General features: G+C 72.8%; 11 protein-coding genes. 3 read left to right on the forward strand and 8 right to left on the reverse strand.

Annotated elements, in window-relative coordinates; translation table 11 throughout:
• Position 1 precedes the first annotated feature (1 nt).
• Both ACFTXQ_RS10915 and ACFTXQ_RS10920 read right to left on the reverse strand, forming a co-directional pair.
• Positions 2 to 916 carry an acyl-CoA thioesterase gene (locus ACFTXQ_RS10915; protein ID WP_382638344.1) on the reverse strand — a complete coding sequence of 305 codons (915 nt, stop codon included), beginning with the start codon at positions 914 to 916 and terminating at the stop codon, positions 2 to 4.
• A 91-nt stretch (positions 917 to 1,007) separates the two neighbouring features.
• Positions 1,008 to 3,530 (reverse strand): DEAD/DEAH box helicase, encoded by a 2,523-nt coding sequence (locus ACFTXQ_RS10920; RefSeq protein WP_382638347.1) that lies wholly within the window; start codon positions 3,528 to 3,530, stop codon positions 1,008 to 1,010.
• Between the two features lie 145 nt (positions 3,531 to 3,675).
• On the opposite strand from ACFTXQ_RS10920, the gene ACFTXQ_RS10925 reads away from it, so the two are divergent.
• The gene (locus ACFTXQ_RS10925; protein ID WP_382638350.1) at positions 3,676 to 4,467 is read left to right on the forward strand and encodes a metal-dependent hydrolase; all 792 of its coding nucleotides are present in this window, start codon (positions 3,676 to 3,678) and stop codon (positions 4,465 to 4,467) included.
• A 43-nt stretch (positions 4,468 to 4,510) separates the two neighbouring features.
• On the opposite strand, the gene ACFTXQ_RS10930 is transcribed toward ACFTXQ_RS10925, so the two are convergent.
• From ACFTXQ_RS10930 to ACFTXQ_RS10945, 4 genes are all read right to left on the reverse strand, one after another.
• Positions 4,511 to 6,292 carry an ABC transporter ATP-binding protein gene (locus tag ACFTXQ_RS10930; protein ID WP_382638352.1) on the reverse strand — a complete coding sequence of 594 codons (1,782 nt, stop codon included), beginning with the start codon at positions 6,290 to 6,292 and terminating at the stop codon, positions 4,511 to 4,513.
• The gene (locus ACFTXQ_RS10935) at positions 6,289 to 8,124 is read right to left on the reverse strand and encodes an ABC transporter transmembrane domain-containing protein (RefSeq protein ID WP_382638355.1); all 1,836 of its coding nucleotides are present in this window, start codon (positions 8,122 to 8,124) and stop codon (positions 6,289 to 6,291) included. Before ACFTXQ_RS10935 ends, ACFTXQ_RS10930 begins: the two co-directional genes overlap by 4 nt.
• A gap of 148 nt (positions 8,125 to 8,272) precedes the next feature.
• Positions 8,273 to 11,209, reverse strand: coding sequence for an FAD-binding and (Fe-S)-binding domain-containing protein (locus ACFTXQ_RS10940; RefSeq protein ID WP_382638358.1), 2,937 nt, complete (start codon positions 11,207 to 11,209; stop codon positions 8,273 to 8,275).
• Between the two features lie 48 nt (positions 11,210 to 11,257).
• Positions 11,258 to 11,710, reverse strand: a complete 453-nt coding sequence (locus tag ACFTXQ_RS10945; RefSeq protein ID WP_382638361.1) for a MarR family winged helix-turn-helix transcriptional regulator — start codon at positions 11,708 to 11,710, stop codon at positions 11,258 to 11,260.
• A gap of 112 nt (positions 11,711 to 11,822) precedes the next feature.
• Between ACFTXQ_RS10945 and ACFTXQ_RS10950 the strand changes: the two genes are divergently transcribed.
• Positions 11,823 to 13,697, forward strand: coding sequence for an ABC transporter ATP-binding protein (locus ACFTXQ_RS10950; protein WP_382638364.1), 1,875 nt, complete (start codon positions 11,823 to 11,825; stop codon positions 13,695 to 13,697).
• 185 nt (positions 13,698 to 13,882) lie between these two features.
• A complete protein-coding gene (locus tag ACFTXQ_RS10955) occupies positions 13,883 to 15,376 on the forward strand; it encodes an endolytic transglycosylase MltG (RefSeq protein ID WP_382638418.1) in 1,494 nt (497 codons plus the stop codon).
• Between the two features lie 14 nt (positions 15,377 to 15,390).
• Here the strand turns inward: ACFTXQ_RS10955 and ACFTXQ_RS10960 are convergent, their stop codons facing one another.
• Together ACFTXQ_RS10960 and ACFTXQ_RS10965 are read right to left on the reverse strand one after the other, a co-directional pair.
• Complete coding sequence (locus tag ACFTXQ_RS10960; RefSeq protein ID WP_382638367.1) at positions 15,391 to 16,467, reverse strand: FAD-dependent oxidoreductase; 1,077 nt, start codon at positions 16,465 to 16,467, stop codon at positions 15,391 to 15,393.
• 43 nt (positions 16,468 to 16,510) lie between these two features.
• Positions 16,511 to 17,866, reverse strand: coding sequence for a cytochrome P450 (locus ACFTXQ_RS10965; RefSeq protein WP_382638370.1), 1,356 nt, complete (start codon positions 17,864 to 17,866; stop codon positions 16,511 to 16,513).
• Positions 17,867 to 17,900: the final 34 nt, after the last annotated feature.

The raw sequence follows: 17,900 nt of genomic DNA on the forward strand, positions 1-17,900 counted from the left end.
CTCAGTTCTCGGGGGAGGGCGTGACCGGTCGGGCCGGCCGGGACGGCTTGGCGGGGTACGGGCGGAAGAGGCCTTCCTGGACCACGGAGACCAGCAGCCTGCCCTCCAGGTCGTAGATGCGGCCGCGGGCCAGGCCCCGGCCGCCGTGCGCGATGGGGGACTCCTGGTCGTAGAGGAACCACTCGTCCGCGCGGAACGGCCGGTGGAACCACATGGCGTGGTCCAGGCTCGCCATGTCGAACCCGCGCATCCCCCACAGGGGTTCCACCGGGATGCGCACGGCATCGAGGAGGGTCATGTCACTGGCGTAGGTGAGGGCGCAGGTGTGCACGAGCGGGTCGTCGCCCAGCGGGCCGACCGCCCGCATCCACACCGCGCTGCGCGGATCGGCGCCCTTGAGCTCCTCCGGGGTCCAGCGGAGCCGGTTCACGTACCGGATGTCGAAGGCCTGGCGGCGGGCCATCCGCTCCAGCGCCTCGGGCAGCGCGCCCAGGTGCTCGCGGATCTCGTCCGCGACCTTCGGGAGCGTGTCCGGATGGGGAACGTGGTGAGGAGGGAGCTGGTGCTCGATGCCGCCCTCCTCCGGATGATGGAAGGAGGCGGTGAGATTGAAGATCGTCTTGCCCTGCTGGACCGCGGTGACCCGGCGCGTGGTGAAGGACCGCCCGTCGCGCACCCGCTCCACCTGGTACACGATCGGCACCCCGGGGATGCCGGGGCGCAGGAAGTACGCGTGCAGCGAGTGGACCGGGCGGTCGCTCTCCGTGGTGCGGCCCGCGGCCACCAGCGCCTGGCCGGCGACCTGGCCGCCGAAGACGCGCTGGAGGGACTCCTGGGGGCTGGCGCCGCGGAAGATGTTGACCTCGATCTGCTCCAGATCGAGCAGATCGACCAGTCTCTCGGCGGGGTTCGTCATCAGAGGATCTCCACTGTCAGGTCCGGTGCCAGGTCCGGGCGGAGCCGGCGGGGTGCGGGCGCCGGCGGGTCCGGTGGGATGCGGGGTTCGGTCAGAGCGAGCCCAGTTCGCCGACGGAGGTGACCCGGATGACCGCCCGGCCCTCCTCGTCGGAAGCCGCGAGGTCGACCTCGGCGCTGATGCCCCAGCCATGGTCCCCGTTGGGGTCGGCGAAGGTCTGCCGGACGCGCCACAGGCCGTGCGCCGGGTCCTCCTCGATCTGGAGCAGCTTCGGGCCGCGCGCGTCGGGGCCGGTGCCCAGGTCGTCGTACTCGTCCCAGTACCCGTCCATCGCCTCGCCCCAGGCGTCGGCGTCCCAGCCGGACTCGGCGTCCAGCTCGCCCAGCACGTTCACGTGGTCGAGGGCGGCCAGCTCCACCCGGCGGAACATGGCGTTGCGGACCAGGACGCGGAAGGCGCGCGCGTTCGCGGTGACCGGCTTGACCTGGTCGGCCTTCTCCTGGGCCTGCTCCGCCGTCTCCACCTCCGGGTTCGCCAGCTGCTCCCACTCGTCCAGCAGGCTGGAGTCGACCTGGCGGACGAGCTCGCCGAGCCACTCGATCAGGTCCTGGAGGTCCTCGGACTTGAGGTCGTCGGGGATGGTGTGGTCCAGCGCCTTGAACGCGCTCGCCAGGTAGCGCAGCACGATGCCCTCGGTGCGCGCCAGTTCGTAGAAGGAGGTGAACTCGGTGAAGGTCATCGCGCGCTCGTACATGTCGCGGATGATCGACTTCGGGGAGACGGGGTGGTCGCGCACCCACGGGTGGCTCTTGGCGTAGACGTCGTAGGCGTGGGTGAGCAGCTCTTCGAGCGGCTTGGGATAGGTGACCTCCTGGAGCCGCTCCATCCGCTCCTCGTACTCCATCCCGTCGGCCTTCATCTGGCCGACCGCGATGCCGCGCTCCTTGTTCTGCTGGGCGGCCAGGATCTGGCGCGGGTCGTCCAGCGTGGACTCCACGACGGACACCATGTCCAGCGCGTAGGAGGGGGACTCCGGGTCCAGCAGGTCGAAGGAGGCCAGCGCGAAGGTGGACAGCGGCTGGTTGAGCGCGAAGTCCTGCTGGAGGTCGACGGTGAGCCGGATCGTGCGGCCCTCCGCGTCCGGGGTGTCGAGCTTCTCGACCACGCCGCCGTCCAGCAGCGAGCGGTAGATCGCGATGGCCCGGCGGATGTGCCGCAGCTGGGCCTTGCGCGGCTCGTGGTTGTCCTCCAGGAGGTGGCGCATGGCCTGGAAGGCGTCGCCCGGCCGGGCGATGACCGACAGCAGCATGATGTTGGTGACCTTGAAGCGCGAGGTCAGCGGCTCCGGGTCGGCGGCGATGAGCTTCTCGAAGGTGGTGTCCGACCAGGCGACGAAGCCCTCGGGAGCCTTCTTGCGGACCACCTTGCGGCGCTTCTTCGGATCGTCGCCCGCCTTGGCGAGCGCCTTCTCGTTCTCGATGACGTGCTCGGGCGCCTGGGCGACGACATAGCCCGCGGTGTCGAATCCGGCCCGGCCGGCGCGGCCGGCGATCTGGTGGAACTCGCGGGCGCGCAGGGTGCGGACCCGGTTGCCGTCGTACTTGGTCAGCGCGGTGAACAGCACGGTGCGGATCGGGACGTTGACCCCGACGCCGAGGGTGTCCGTTCCGCAGATGACCTTCAGGAGGCCGGCCTGGGCGAGCTTCTCGACGAGGCGGCGGTACTTGGGCAGCATGCCGGCGTGGTGCACGCCGATGCCGTGCCGGACGTAGCGGGAGAGGTTCTGACCGAACTTCGTGGTGAAGCGGAAGTTGCCGATCAGCTCCTGGATCTTGTCCTTCTCCTCGCGGGTGCACATGTTGATGCTCATGAGCGACTGGGCCCGCTCGACCGCCTGCGCCTGCGTGAAGTGCACGATGTAGACGGGAGCCTGCCGGGTCTCCAGCAGCTCGGTGATCGTGTCGGTGATCGGCGTGGTCACGTACTCGTAGGACAGCGGGACGGGCCGCGTCGCGGAGCGGACCACCGAGGTGGGGCGGCCCGTGCGCCGGGTCAGGTCCTCCTCGAACCGCTTCACGTCGCCGAGGGTCGCCGACATCAGGATGAACTGCGCCTGCGGCAGCTCCAGCAGCGGGATCTGCCAGGCCCAGCCGCGGTCCGGCTCGGCATAGAAGTGGAACTCGTCCATCACGACCTGGCCGATGTCGGCGTGCTTGCCGTCGCGCAGGGCGATGGAGGCCAGGACCTCGGCGGTGCAGCAGATCACCGGCGCGTCCGCGTTCACGGAGGCGTCGCCGGTCAGCATGCCGACGTTCTCGGTGCCGAAGAGCTTGCACAGGTCGAAGAACTTCTCCGACACCAGCGCCTTGATCGGGGCGGTGTAGAAGGTGACCTTGTCCTGGGCCAGCGCCGTGAAGTGCGCGCCCGCCGCGACCAGGCTCTTGCCGGAGCCGGTCGGGGTGGAAAGGATCACGTTCGCCCCCGAGACGACCTCGATCAGCGCCTCCTCCTGAGCCGGGTACAGGGTGATGCCCTGGTCCTCCGCCCACGAGGAGAAAGCCTCGAAGAGGGCGTCGGGGTCGGCGGTCGGCGGGAGCTGATCAATGAGGGTCACGCCCCCCATCTTGCCTGGCTTCCCCCCGGATCAGGGAACCGGCGGCCGGAAGGAAGATCATCAACGGTACGCTGTGCCGTCGACGAGGCCCGAACGAAACGGTCAACCGGGCCCGACCACCACAGAACCGGGGCGGGAAACGAGCATGATGGGTCCGGCGCACTCACTGTCAGGGGCAGCGGCCTGGCTGGGGGTGGGAGCGGCGACCGCGGCCGCCGGACACGCCATGCCGTGGCCGGTCCTCGTCGTCGGCGCGCTGATCTGCGCGGGAGCCGCCCTGGCCCCCGACCTCGACCACAAGTCGGCGACGATCTCGCGCGCCTTCGGCCCGCTCTCCCGCGGCCTGTGCGAGGTGGTCGACAAGATCTCCTACGCCGTCTACAAGGCGACCCGTTCGCCGAGGGACGCCCGGCGCACCGGGGGCCACCGCACCCTGACGCACACCTGGCTGTGGGCGGTCCTGATCGGCGGTGGCGCCTCCGCGCTCGCCGCGACCGCCGACCGCTGGGGCGTGCTCGCGCTGCTGTTCGTCCACATGGTGCTCGCCGTCGAAGGCCTGCTGTGGCGGGCCGCCCGGATGTCCAGCGACGTCCTGGTCTGGCTGCTCGGTGCGACCAGCGCGTGGATCCTGGCCGGTGTACTGGACCAGCCGGGCAACGGCGCGGGCTGGCTGTTCACCGGGCCCGGTCAGGAGTACCTCTGGCTGGGGTTGCCGATCCTGCTCGGCGCGCTCGTCCACGACATCGGCGACGCGCTGACCGTCTCCGGCTGCCCCGTCCTGTGGCCCATCCCGATCGCGGGCAAGCGCTGGTACCCGGTCGGGCCGCCGAAGATGATGCGCTTCCGGGCCGGCAGCTGGGTGGAGCTCAAGGTGCTCATGCCGGTGTTCCTCCTGCTGGGCGGCTTCGGCGGGGCTTCGGCCCTCGGCTTCATCTAGACCGGAGGAGCCCCGCCGCCCGGGCGGCGGACCCGCCACCGGGTCACCCGTGCCAGGACCGCCACAGGGCCGCGTACGCGCCGTCGGCCGCGACCAGCTCGTCGTGCGAGCCGAGTTCGCTGATCCGGCCGCCCTCCACCACCGCGATCACGTCCGCGTCGTGCGCGGTGTGCAGCCGGTGGGCGATGGCGATGACCGTACGGCCGTCCAGCACCCGCGCCAGGGAGCGCTCCAGTTGCCGGGCCGCGCGCGGGTCCAGCAGCGAGGTCGCCTCGTCCAGCACCAGCGTGTGCGGGTCGGCCAGCACCAGCCGGGCCAGCGCGATCTGCTGGGCCTGCGCCGGGGTCAGCGCCGTACCGCCGGAGCCGACCTCCGTGTCCAGGCCGGCCGCCAGAGCCCGCGCCCAGCCGTCCGCGTCCACCGCGCCCAGCGCCGACCACAGCTCCGCGTCCCCTGCGTCCGTCCTGGCCAGGCGCAGGTTGTCCCGCAGCGAGCCCACGAACACGTGGTGCTCCTGGTTGACCAGCGCCACGTGCTCGCGCACCCGCTCGGCCGGCATCCGCGACAGCCGTGCCCCGCCGAGGGTGATCTCGCCGGTCCGCGGCGCGTAGATGCCCGCGAGCAGCCGCCCCAGCGTGGACTTGCCCGCACCCGAGGGGCCGACGAGCGCCATCCGGGTGCCCGGCGGCACGGACATCGACACCTCGTGCAGGACGTCCACGCCCTCCCGGTAGCCGAAGTGGACCTGCTCCGCGCGGACGTCCCGGCCCTCGGGCCCGACCTTCGCGTCCCCCGCGTCCGGCTCGATCTCCCGCACGCCCACCAGGCGGGCGAGGGAGACCTGGGCGATCTGCAGTTCGTCGTACCAGCGCAGGATCAGGCCGATCGGATCGACCATCATCTGGGCCAGCAGCGCGCCCGTGGTCAGCTGCCCCACCGACATCCAGCCCTGCATCACGCAGAAGCCGCCGATCATCAGCACGGAACCGAGGATGGTCACGTACGTGACGTTGACGACGGGGAAGAGGACCGTCCGCAGGAAGAGGGTGTACCGCTCCCACGCCGTCCACTGCTTGATCCGCCGCTCCGACAGCGCGATCCGGTCCCGGCCGAGCCGGTGCGCCTCGATCGTGCGGCCCGCGTCCACCGTCTCGGTGAGTGCCGCCGCGACCGCCGCGTATCCGGCCGCCTCCGAGCGGTACGCCGACGGAGCCCGCCGGAAGTACCAGCGGCAGCCGATGACCAGCACCGGCAGCGCCACCAGCGCGGCCAGCGCCAGCGGCGGGGCCGTCACCGCGAGCGCCCCGAAGAGCAGGCCCGCCCACACCACACCGATGGCCAGCTGCGGCACGGCCTCGCGCATCGCGTTGGCCAGCCGGTCGATGTCGGTGGTGATCCGCGACAGCAGGTCGCCGGTGCCGGCCCGCTCCAGCACGCCCGGCGGCAGCCCGACCGACCGTACGAGGAAGTCCTCGCGCAGGTCAGCCAGCATCTGCTCGCCGAGCATCGCCCCGCGCAGCCGGACCAGCCGGACGAAGAACGTCTGGACCGCGAGCGCCAGCGCGAACAGCAGCGCCACACGTCCCAGGTGGAGCTCGCGCGCCCCCGCCGTGAGCTCGTCCACGACCCGGCCCAGCAGGTAGGGGCCGACCATGGAGGCGATCACCGCGACCGCGTTGACCGTCACCAGCACCACGAAGGCCCGCCGGTGGCGCCGGAACAGGCCGCGCACATAGCCCCGTACGGTCGCCGACGTGCCCACGGGCAGGGTCGCGGCCGACTCGGGGGCCGCCGGATCGTATTCCGGCGGCGCCACGCCGATCATGCGGATTCCTCGATCTCTGTGAGTGCTTCTTCCAACCGGCCCATTTCGGCCACGGCGAGGCGCTGCTCCTCCTCCGTCTCGCGGGTGACGACCGCCCGGTAGAGCGGCTCGCCGTGCAGCAGCTCCCGGTGCGTACCGATCGCCGCCACCTTCCCGCCGTCGATCAGCACGACCCGGTCCGCGCGGTCCAGCAGCAGCGGCGAGGAGGCCAGGACCACCGTCGTGCGCCCGGCGCGCAGCGCCGCGACCCCGTCCGCGATCCGCGCCTCGGTGTGCGAGTCGACCGCCGAGGTCGGCTCGTCCAGCACCAGCACCTCCGGGTCGGTGACCAGGGACCGCGCCAGCGCCAGCCGCTGGCGCTGCCCGCCCGACAGCGACCGGCCGCGCTCGGTGATCCGGGCGTCCATCGGATCCTCGACCCCCTCCGGGGCCGACTGGAGCAGCGCGTCCAGTACGTCCGCGCACTGGGCCGCCTCCAGGGCCGCGCCCGATTCCACCGCCCCGGAGGCCGGTACGTCGAACAGCTCGCGCAGGGTCCCGGACAGCAGCACCGGGTCCTTGTCCTGTACGAGGACCAGCGTGCGCGCGGTGTCCAGTGCCAGCTCGTCCAGCGCGACCCCGCCGAGGAGCACCGAGGGCCCGGTGGCCGTGCCCTCCTCCCCGTCCATGGGGTGCCCGCCGAGGCGTTCCGCGAGGCGGCCCGCCAGGTCCGGGTCCCCACACACGACGGCCGTGAACCGGCCCGCGGGGGCCAGCAGTCCGGTCTGCGGGTCGTACAGGTCCCCGCCCGGCGCCGGAGCCCGCGGGGCCTCGGAGGCGGGGCGTCCGCCCGCCTCCGTACGGGTCAGCGACAGCACCCGGGCCGCCCGCTGGGCGGAGGGACGGGAGAAGGAGTACGCCATCGCGATCTCCTCGAAGTGCCGCAGCGGGTAGAGCAGCGTGGCCACCGCGCTGAACGCGGCGACGAGTTCACCCACCGCGATCCGGTCGTCCACGACGAGCGCGGCGCCGTACCAGACCACCGTGATCAGCAGCGCTCCCGGCAGCAGCACCTGGATCGCGGAGATCAGCGCCCACATCCGGGCGCTGCGCACGGCCGCCTTGCGGACCTCCTGCGAGGCCTCGCGGTAGCGGCCGAGGAAGAGTTCCTCGCCGCCGATGCCGCGCAGCACCCGCAGGCCCGCGACGGTGTCGGAGGCCAGCTCGGTGGCCTTGCCCGCCTTCTCCCGCTGGAAGTCGGCCCGTTGGGTGGCGCGGGGCAGCAGCGGCAGTGCGGCCAGGGCGACCAGCGGCACGCCGATCGCCACGACCACGCCCAGCGCGGGAGCGTAGAACAGCAGGCCGACGCAGACGAGGACGACGGCGAAGGCGGCCGCGAGGAAACGGGAGACCGCCTCGACGAACCAGCCGATCTTCTCGACGTCCCCCGTGGACACGGCGACCACCTCGCCCGCGGCGACCCGCCGGGTCAGGGCGGAGCCCAGTTCGGCGGTCTTGCGCGCCAGCAGCTGCTGCACGCGCGCCGCGGCGGTGATCCAGTTGGTGACGGCGGTCCGGTGCAGCATGGCGTCACCGAGGGAGATGGCGACGCCGAGCAGGGCGAGCAGCCCGCCGACGAGCAGCAGCCGGCCGGCGTCGTGGTCGACGACCGCGTCGACGCCCAGCCCGACCGTGTACGGGAGTCCGGCGATGCCGGAGAAGTGCAGCAGCCCCCAGCCCAGGCTCTTGAACTGTCCGCCGAGCTGACCCCGGCCCAGCCAGACCAGGAACCGGGGGCCGGAACGAGCGTCGGGTACGCCGGGATCCGGATACGGAAGATCGCTGATCTGCATGACGCCCCATGACTGGTCGAGTGGTTCAAACCGTGCAAGGTTCGCCTTCCGGACGGGGTCCGGGCAATCGATTTTCCAGCGGCCGAGCCCTCTCGCGGGGAGGTTTGCGGGTCCGCCGGCCGACGTAGCGCCAGGTCAGGGACGCCGGTCAGGGGCGTGTGGCGTGCTCCAGTTCGAGCAGAACCGAGTAATAGCCGCGTCCGGTCGCCCGGTCCATTCCCACTTCGCACATCCGGTTCGCCGACAGGTGCGCGTCGAAGGTCCGTGCCGTCACCTCCGCCGCCTCGCGTGCCGTCGCGGAGGCCGTCAGCTCCGGGTGCAGCATGCCGCGGTCGCCCGCGAAGGCGCAGCAGCCCGCGTCGTCCGGGACCACCACCTCCTCGGCGCACGCCTCGGCGACCGCCCGCAGCTGTGCCTCGTCGTCCAAGTGCCGCATCGAGCAGGTGGGGTGGAGCACCGCCGAGCCGACCGTGCGGCGGATCTCCAGGTGCGGCAGCAGTTCCTCGGCCGCCCACACGACGGAGTCGACGATCCGCAACTCCGCGTGCAGCGCCCGGTTGTCGTCCGTCAGGTACGGGACCACCTCGTGCGCGATGCCCAGGGTGCAGGAGGAAGCGTCGACGACCAGCGGCAGCCGCCCGCCGGCGGTCCAGCCCCAGGCCGCCTCGACGATCCGGTTGGCCATCACCCGGTTCCCGGCCTCGTATCCCTTGGAGTGCCAGATCGTCGCGCAGCAGGTGCCCGCCACGTCCCGGGGGATCCACACGGGCTTCCCGGCCCGCTCCGACACGGCCACCACGGCCTGCGGCAGGGAGGGACCGGGACGGCCTTCGGGACCGCCGAAGATCCGGTTGACACAGGCCGGGTAGTACACGGCTGCGGCCCCCACCCGCCGCGTGCCGGGCAGTTTCCGCGGCGCCGCACCGGGGATCTGCGGCAGCCACTGCGGCACCAGGTCCGGTCGTACGGCCTTGCGCGCCGCCCCCGTCACGGCCGCGAGGAGCCCGTCGCCGACCGTGTCGCCGACCTTGCCGACGGCTGCCACGGCCAGCCGGGCGGCGGCTTCGACGCTCCGGAACCGGCGCGCGGCCAGTGCGGCGGTCCGCTCCTCGCGCGGGCTGTGCCGGCGGTGGCGGAAGTCCTTCATCAGGGCGCCCGTGTCGATGCCCACCGGGCAGGCGAGCCTGCAGGTGGAGTCGCCCGCGCAGGTGTCGACGGCGTCGTAGCCGTAGGCCTCGAGCAGCCCGTCCAGCACCGGAGAGCCGGGCGGCTGGCGCATCATCTCGCGGCGCAGCACGATCCGCTGGCGCGGAGTGGTCGTCAGGTCCTCGCTGGGGCAGGTCGGTTCGCAGAAGCCGCACTCGATGCACGGGTCGGCCACCGCCTCCACCCGGGGGATCGTCTTCAGGCCGCGCAGGTGGGCCTGCGGGTCGCGGTCGAGGAGGATCCGCGGGGCGAGCACCCCGTCCGGGTCCACGGTCCGCTTGGTGCGCCACATCAGTTCGGTGGCCTTGGGCCCCCACTCCAGTTCCAGGAAGGGGGCCATGTTGCGGCCGGTGGAGTGCTCGGCCTTCAGCGAGCCGTCGAACCGCTCCACGGTGAGCCGGCAGAAGGCGTCCATGAAGGCCGCGTACCGCTCGACGTCGGCGGGCCGGGAGGCGTCGAAGGCGAGCAGGAAGTGCAGGTTCCCGTGGGCCGCGTGACCGGCGACGGCCGCGTCGAAGCCGTGCTCCGCCTGGAGTTCGAGGAGGGCTTCGCAGGCCTCGGCCAGCCGGGACGGCGGCACGGCGAAGTCCTCGGTGATCAGCGTGGTGCCGGGGGCGCGGGCCCCGCCGACGGCGGTGACGAAGGCCTTGCGGGCCTTCCAGTAGCCGCTGATGGTGTGCGCGTCGCGGGTGAAGGCATTGGTGACCGAGGGCACGGGCGCGACCAGGTCGAGCCCGGCGAGGACCGCGGCCGCGCGGCGTTCGTACGCGTCGCGGGCGGCCTCGTCCGGAGCGCGGAACTCCACCAGCAGGGCGGTGGTGTCCTTGGGCAGGCCCGCCCAGTCGGCGGGGACCCCGGCGACGTTGACCGAGGCGCGCAGGGTGTTGCCGTCCATCAGCTCGACGGCGATGGCGCCCGCCTCGTTGAAGAGGGGGACGGCCGCGGCCGCGGCGGGCAGCGAGGGGAAGAACAGCAGGGCGGAGCAGAGCTCGCGGTCCAGCGGGAGGGTGTCGAAGACGACTTCGGAGATGAAGCCGAGGGTGCCCTCCGAGCCGACCATCAGGCCGCGCAGGATCTCCACGGGGGTGTTGCCGTCCAGGTAGGCGTCGAGCCGGTATCCGGTGGTGTTCTTGATCTCGTACTTGGCGCGGATCCGCCGCACGAGCCCGGGGTCGGCCTCGATCTCCTTCTTGATCTCCATCAGCCCGTGGCACAGGGCCGGTTCGGCGCGCGCCAGTTCCTCGTCGGCCAGCGGGTCCGCGGTGTCCACCACGGTGCCGCCGGGCAGCACGAAGGTGAGGGAGGAGAGGGTGCGGTAGGAGTTCCTGGTGGTGCCGGCGGTCATGCCGGAGGCGTTGTTGGCGACGACCCCGCCGAGGGTGCAGGCGATGGCGCTGGCAGGGTCGGGTCCGAGGACGCGCCCGTGGCGGGCGAGGGCGGCATTGGCCCGCAGCACGGTGGTGCCCGGCCGGATCCGGGCGCGCCGGCCCCCGTCGAGCACCTCGATACCGGCCCAGTGGCGGCGTACGTCGACCAGGATGTCCTCGCCCTGGGCCTGCCCGTTGAGCGAGGTCCCGGCGGCGCGGAAGACGACCTCGCGCTGCCGGCCGTGGGCGTACGAGAGGACGGCCGAGACGTCGTCGATGTCCTCGGCGACCACCACGACCTGGGGTACGAAGCGGTACGGGGAGGCGTCGGTGGCGTAGCGGACCAGGTCGGAGACCTTCCACAGCACCTTCTCGGGGCCCAGCAGCTCGGCCAGTTCGGTGCGCAGCGGCTCCGGGGTGCCGGCGGCCCGGTGCGCGGGCATCCGGTCGGGGGCGGGGCCGCTGATGCTGCGGGGGCGCAGGGTTCCCGGCTTCGGTTCCAGCAGCGGCATGCGCGACCCCTCGCCTCACTCGCGGCCCGCACGCGCGCGGGCGTCCTCTCAGCAGCGGCGCTCCGCCGGGGCGTCCGACAGGGCGTTCAGCAGGCCGCCGAGCACCTCGCGCTGTCCGGCGGTCAATGGAGCCAGGATCTCCTCTGCGGCGTCGGTTCGCGCGTTGCGCAGACGGCGCAGCGTGGCGCGGCCGGTGTCGGTGAGCTCGATCCTTATGACGCGGCGGTTCGCCGGGTCGGGGGCGCGCCGCACGCACTCGGCGGCCTCCAGGCCGTCCACCAGGGTGGTCACCGCCCGGGGGACCACCTCCAGGCGGGTGGCGAGGTCCGCCATCCGGGGAGGCTGCTCGCCCTCGTAGTGCGAGACGAGGCGCAGCAGCCGACTCTGGGCGGGAGTGATTCCGAGCGGCTCCATGTGGCGCTTCTGGATTCGGTGGAGCCTGCGCGTCAGGCGGAGGAGCTGCTCGGCGAGGAGGCGATCGGTGTCGGAGGCGGAGCTCATGCCGGGAACAATATCAGGATGCCGTTCATTGTGAGTATAGGTAACAATCACCTATGCTCCAATGGCGCCGGGCCCACGAGGACCCGGCCTCCCGACCCCCGAGAGGGTGCCCATGCCGCACGACGAACCGAAGTGGACCCCATCGAAAGATCCCCTCGACCCGACCCGCCCCGGGCCCGCGGAACAGCCGCGCGAGCTCCGCCGCATCGTCGGCCTCTTCCGGCCCTACCGCGGCCGCCTCGCCGTCGTGGGCCTGCTCGTCTGTGCCTCCTCGCTGGTCGGCGTCGCCTCGCCGTTCCTGCTCAAGGAGATCCTCGACGTGGCGATCCCGCAGGGCCGTACCGGGCTGCTCAGCCTGCTCGCCCTCGGGATGATCCTCACCGCCGTCGTCACCAGCGTCTTCGGCGTGCTCCAGACCCTGATCTCCACCACGGTCGGCCAGCGCGTCATGCACGACCTGCGCACCGCCGTATACGCGCAGCTCCAGCGGATGCCGCTGGCCTTCTTCACCCGGACCCGCACCGGCGAGGTGCAGTCCCGCATAGCCAACGACATCGGCGGCATGCAGGCCACCGTCACCTCCACCGCCACCTCGCTCGTCTCGAACCTGACCGCCGTCATCGCCTCCGTGGTCGCGATGCTCGCCCTCGACTGGCGGCTCACCCTCGTCTCCCTGCTGCTGCTCCCCGTCTTCGTGTGGATCAGCCGCCGCGTCGGCCGCGAGCGCAAGAAGATCACCGCCCAGCGGCAACGGCAGATGGCCACCATGGCCGCGACCGTCACCGAGTCCCTGTCGGTCAGCGGCATCCTGCTGGGCCGCACGATGGGCCGCTCCGGGTCCCTCACCGACGCCTTCTCCGAGGAGTCCGAGAAGCTCGTCGGCCTGGAGGTGCGCTCCAGCATGGCCGGGCGCTGGCGGATGTCCACCATCGGCATCGTCATGGCCGCCATGCCCGCGCTCATCTACTGGGCCGCCGGCATAGCCCTGCAGACGGGCGCCCCCTCGCTGTCCGTGGGCACCCTCGTCGCCTTCGTCACCCTCCAGCAGGGCCTGTTCCGGCCGGCCGTCAGCCTGCTGTCGACCGGTGTGCAGATCCAGACCTCGCTCGCACTGTTCGCCCGCATCTTCGAGTACCTCGACCTGCCGGTGGACATCACCGAGCGCGAGGACGCGGTGAGTCTGGACCGGGCCAAGGGGGAGATCCGGCTGGAGGACGTCCACTTCGCCTACGACGCGAAGAACGGCCCGACCCTGTCGGGGATCGACATCACCGTCCCGGCGGGCGGCTCCCTCGCCGTGGTCGGCCCGACGGGATCCGGCAAGAGCACGCTCAGCTACCTCGTGCCCCGGCTCTACGACGTCACCGGCGGCCGGGTGGCTCTCGACGGGGTGGACGTGCGCGACCTCGACTTCGACTCGCTGGCCCGCTCGATAGGCGTGGTCTCCCAGGAGACCTACCTCTTCCACGCCTCGGTCGCGGACAACCTCCGCTTCGCCAAGCCGGACGCCACCGACGAGGAGATCACCGAGGCCGCCCGCGCCGCCCAGATCCACGACCACATCGCCTCCCTGCCCGACGGGTACGACACCCTTGTGGGCGAACGCGGCTACCGCTTCTCCGGCGGCGAGAAACAGCGCCTCGCCATCGCCCGCACCATCCTGCGCGATCCGCCGGTGCTGATCCTCGACGAGGCCACCAGCGCCCTCGACACCCGCACCGAGCACGCCGTCCAGCGGGCCATCGACAACCTGTCGCAGGGCCGCACCACCATCACCATCGCGCACCGCCTCTCCACCGTCCGCGACGCCGACCAGATCGTGGTCCTGGACGCGGGACGGATAGCCGAGCGCGGTACGCACGAGGAGCTGTTGAAGGCGGACGGCCGGTATGCGGCCCTGGTGCGCCGGGACCGGGACGCCGCGCAGGCGCCGCCGGAGCCGCCCAGTCGCGAAGCCGACGCCGAACTCGCTCCGGTGAATGTGTGATCGTACGACCGACGCGCAGGCGGGATGCCTGGAATGGGGCGATCAGCGGGTTGGCGTTCCCGCATGCGTCATGAGCACCGGCCGCCACGGCGTCGTTCCCGGCTCACCCGCCGGGGCCGGCTGACGCTGCTCTTCCTCGGAACGCCGGCTCCGCCAAGGCCGCCGCGGCGACGGCGGATCTGGATCTGCCCGCGGAGGCGAAGGGCAATCCGGAGGGCTACCTCTTCCCGGCGACCTACCCGGTGACCTCGCGGAGCACCCCGGGCACGGTCCTGTCGTACATGGTGCGGACGGCGCGGCGGAACCTCGCCACCCGGGCCGTCGCGGAGGGCGGCAAGACCCACGGCATGACCCCGTACCAGACGGCCACCCTGGCCGGCATCGTCCAGGCGGAGGCCGAGAGCCGGGCCGACATGGGCAAGGTCGCGCGCGTGGTGCACAACCGGCTGGCGCGGTCGATGCCGCTCCAGATGGACTCCACCCTCAACTACGCCCTGAACCGCCGCACGGTGGACACCAAGCTGAGCGACACGCGGATCGACAGCCCCTTCAACACCTACGAACGCCAGGGGCTGCCGCCCACCCCGATCGACAGCCCGGGGCTGGAGGCCATGGCGGCCGCGGTCGCGCCGACGCCCAGCCGGGAAATGAGGGGCGGCGGCCCCGGACCGGCCTCTACGATCGGCGGCCTGCCGATGCGTGGAACGGGGGGCCGAGCCGTGAAGTGGTTGTGGAAGACGAAGGCCAAGGCGAAGGCGAAGAACGGCACACCGGACGCGGGACCGCCGCAGGCGCAGCCGCCGGACGGCCAGGGGGCGGGCGGTCAGGAGCCGGACAGCCAGGGCACGGACACGACGACGCCGGCCACGGAGGCCGAGCGGGCCGCCGCGAGAGCCGAGCTGGAAGCACGCGGGCGCCTGATCGCACGATGGGGCGGTGACGCGCCGGCCTGGCGGGAGTGGCTGGCCCGTTCACCGATCGGGGTCGACCTTCTGGTGTGGTGGTTCGACGAGGCCGACCTCACCCACCTGGTCGGCCCGGAGCGCTACACGGAGCGCCTGGGCGAGCTGCTGTCCCTGGCCGCGCCGCGCGATGTCGCGGCGCTCCGGCTGGGCTGCAACCGCCGCGTCGACCGGGCCTGCGCCACCCCCGAGGTGTGCTCGCTGGATCCCCTCCCGGTCCCGGACGGGGAAACCCCGCGTCACCGCGGCTGGGAGCCCGGCGCGTGCACCTCCTTCATCGACCTCTGGACCCCGCACGAGATCCGGGTGGAATTCACCCCGGACGACCGCCACAACGCGACGCTCCTGCTGCGGGGCGGGCCGGGTGACGCGCTCCTGTGGGTGGACGGAGTCCCGGTGGCGCGGGGCGAATGGCTGGACGACGGCGGCCACTGGCAGGACGGGCGGTACTTCGTCCTCCGGCTCGGCGGCCCCTTCGACCACCCGAGCCAGGGGCACAGCGAGATCGGCCAGTACCTGTACGACATCGTCTCGCTGCTCGTCTACGACGCGGAGCTGCGCCGGGCTCACGTTTTCGTCCCGGCGGACGACGAGCCCTGGAAGGAACCCGTCGTCGACGTCCGCGACGGAACGGGCTACGTGTACGCGGACAAGGCCGCCCGCGACGCGGGCGTCACGGCCCGGGAGTTCGCCCTCCAGCCGCCCGGGACGGGCTGAGGCCCGGAGCGGCGTCAGAGCGCCGGCGCGCCCACCCGTTCGCGGGTCAGCAGCCGGCGGATCTCACGGACCGCCGCTCCGCCCGCCCGGTTGGCGCCGATGGTCGATGCCGACGGGCCGTAGCCGACCAGGTGGATCCGCTCGTCGCGGACGGCCCTGGTCCCCTCCACCCGGATGCCGCCGCCCGGCTCGCGCAGGCGCAGTGGGGCCAGGTGGTCGACGGCCGCGCGGAATCCGGTGGCCCACAGGATGACGTCCGCGTCCACACGGCTCCCGTCCGCCCAGGCGGCGCCGGTCGGGGTGATGCGGTCGAACATGGCCCTGCGGTCGAGCACCCCCGAGTCCAGTCCGGCCCGGACGGCCTCGTTCAGCGGGAGTCCCGTCACACTGACCACGCTCTGCGGCGGCAGTCCCCGGCGCACGCGCTCGTCGACCAGGGCCACCGCCGCCCGGCCCTCGGCCTCGCCGAAGCTCCCGTCGCGGAAGACCGGGGGCCGCCGCGTCACCCAGGTGGTCTCCGCGGCCACCTCGGCGATCTCCAGCAGGTGCTGCACCGCGGAAGTGCCGCCGCCCACGACGATGACCCGCGCCCCGGCGAACTCCTGGGGCCCCGGGTAGTCCGCGGTGTGCAGCTGGCGCCCGCGGAAGGTCTCCTGGCCCGGGTAGCGCGGCCAGAACGGCCGGTCCCAGGTGCCCGTCGCGTTGATCAGGGCCCGGGCCGACCATGCACCGGCCGAAGTCTCGACCCGCAGCCGCCCGTCGATCCCCTCCCGTACGGCCGAGACGTCCACGGGACGCCGTACGCGCAGGTCGAAGCGGTCCTCGTAGGCGGCGAAGTACTCGCCGATCACCTCGGAGGAGGGCCGCAGGCCGTCCGCGCCCGTCAGCTCCATGCCGGGCAGGGCGTGCATCCCGTGGACCCTGCCGTAGGTGAGCGAGGGCCAGCGGTACTGCCAGGCCCCGCCCGGGCGGGGCGCGTGGTCCAGGACCACGTGCTCGATACCCGTCCGGGCGAGGTGGTAGGCGCTGGACAGGCCCGCCTGCCCGGCGCCGACGACGACCACGTCCACGTCCCGCAAGATTTCGTTCACGGTTCTACTAACTTCCGGGGTGTGCGGGATCTTCCCGCCCCCGTCAGGGCGCCACCAGGGTCGCCGGCACCCGCGTCTTCGGCTGGAGGGTGAGCCCGGGGAACACCCCGGCCCGCCGGGTACCGCTGTCCAGGTGGAATCGCTGCGCCAGTACGGCCAGTACGAGCGCGGCCTCCACCAGCGCGAACCTGGCGCCCAGGCAGGCCCGGGGACCGCCCCCGAAGGGGAACCAGGCGTGCTCAGGGACGGCCTGCGGGGCGTCCTCGTCCCACCGCTCGGGGCGGAAGTCCAGCGGGTCCGGGAACCAGCGCGGGTCGCGGTGCACCGACCAGGGGCTGGTCCACACCGCGGTCCCCGCGGGGACCGGCCGGCCGCCCAGGCTCGCGCCCGGCCCGGCCACCGCCGAGATCAGCCAGATCGGCGGGTAGATGCGCAGGGCCTCCTTCACCACCTGCCGGGTCCAGGGCAGCCGCGCGTAGTCGTCGTAGGTGGGCAGGCGCCCGCCGAGCACCCGGTCCAGCTCCTCCGTGAGCCGGGCCCGCGCCCCGGGCGCCCCCGAGAGCAGCTGCCAGGCCCAGGTCAGAGTGGTCGAGGTGGTCTCGTGGCCGCCGATGTAGAGGGTGATCGACTCGTCCCGCAGCTCCTTGCGGGACAGCGGACCGCCGTGCTCGTCGCGGGCGGCGAGCAGCCGGCTCAGCAGGTCGTCCCGCTCCGCGCCGGCGTTCGAGGCCGCCTCGTGCTCCCGTATGACGTGCTCGATCTCCTGGTCGAGGACCGCCACCGCCTGCCGCATCCGGCGCCGCCCGGGCGTGCGCACCCACGGCGGCAGGAACAGCGTCAGCCCCCGGAACTCGGCGCCCAGCTCCCGCTGCGCGGTGGCCATGGCCGCGCTGATGGGCGCCTCCCGGCCGGCGGCGTCGCTCCCGAACAGCGTGCGGACCGCGATCCGCTGGGTGAGCCCCGCCATCTCCCGGTGCACGTCGATGCGATCGCCCTCGCGCCAGGTGCCCGCCAGCGCGTCCGCGCACTCCACCATCGTGGCGGCGTACGAGCGCACCTGGCGGGGCCGCACGGCCGGCTGGACCAGCGCCCGCTTGCGCCGCCAGTCGTCCCCGGTGGCGACCACCACCCCGTCGCCCAGCAACTGCCGGAAGGCCCAGCCCAGTTCCGTCGGCTTGAAGGTGTCCTCCACGGCGCCGAGCAGTTCGCCCGCGTGCTCGGGCCGGGAGACCAGCACGTTGCGCTGCGGCCCGAGGGCCCAGGGGACCCAGTCCCCGTAGTCGTCGCGCAGCGACTCGAAGAAGGCCAGCGGGTCGCGGGCGAAGGCGGGCAGATTGCCGAGCAGGGGCCAGGGGCGGGGCCCGCCGCTCCGGGTGCCCGGGGGCTGGGTCGAGGTCACGTCGGCATGGTGACAGCGACCCCCGCAGGGCACC

Origin of the sequence: Streptomyces sp. NPDC057010 (assembly GCF_042673805.1) — a bacterium.
Classification (GTDB): domain Bacteria; phylum Actinomycetota; class Actinomycetes; order Streptomycetales; family Streptomycetaceae; genus Streptomyces.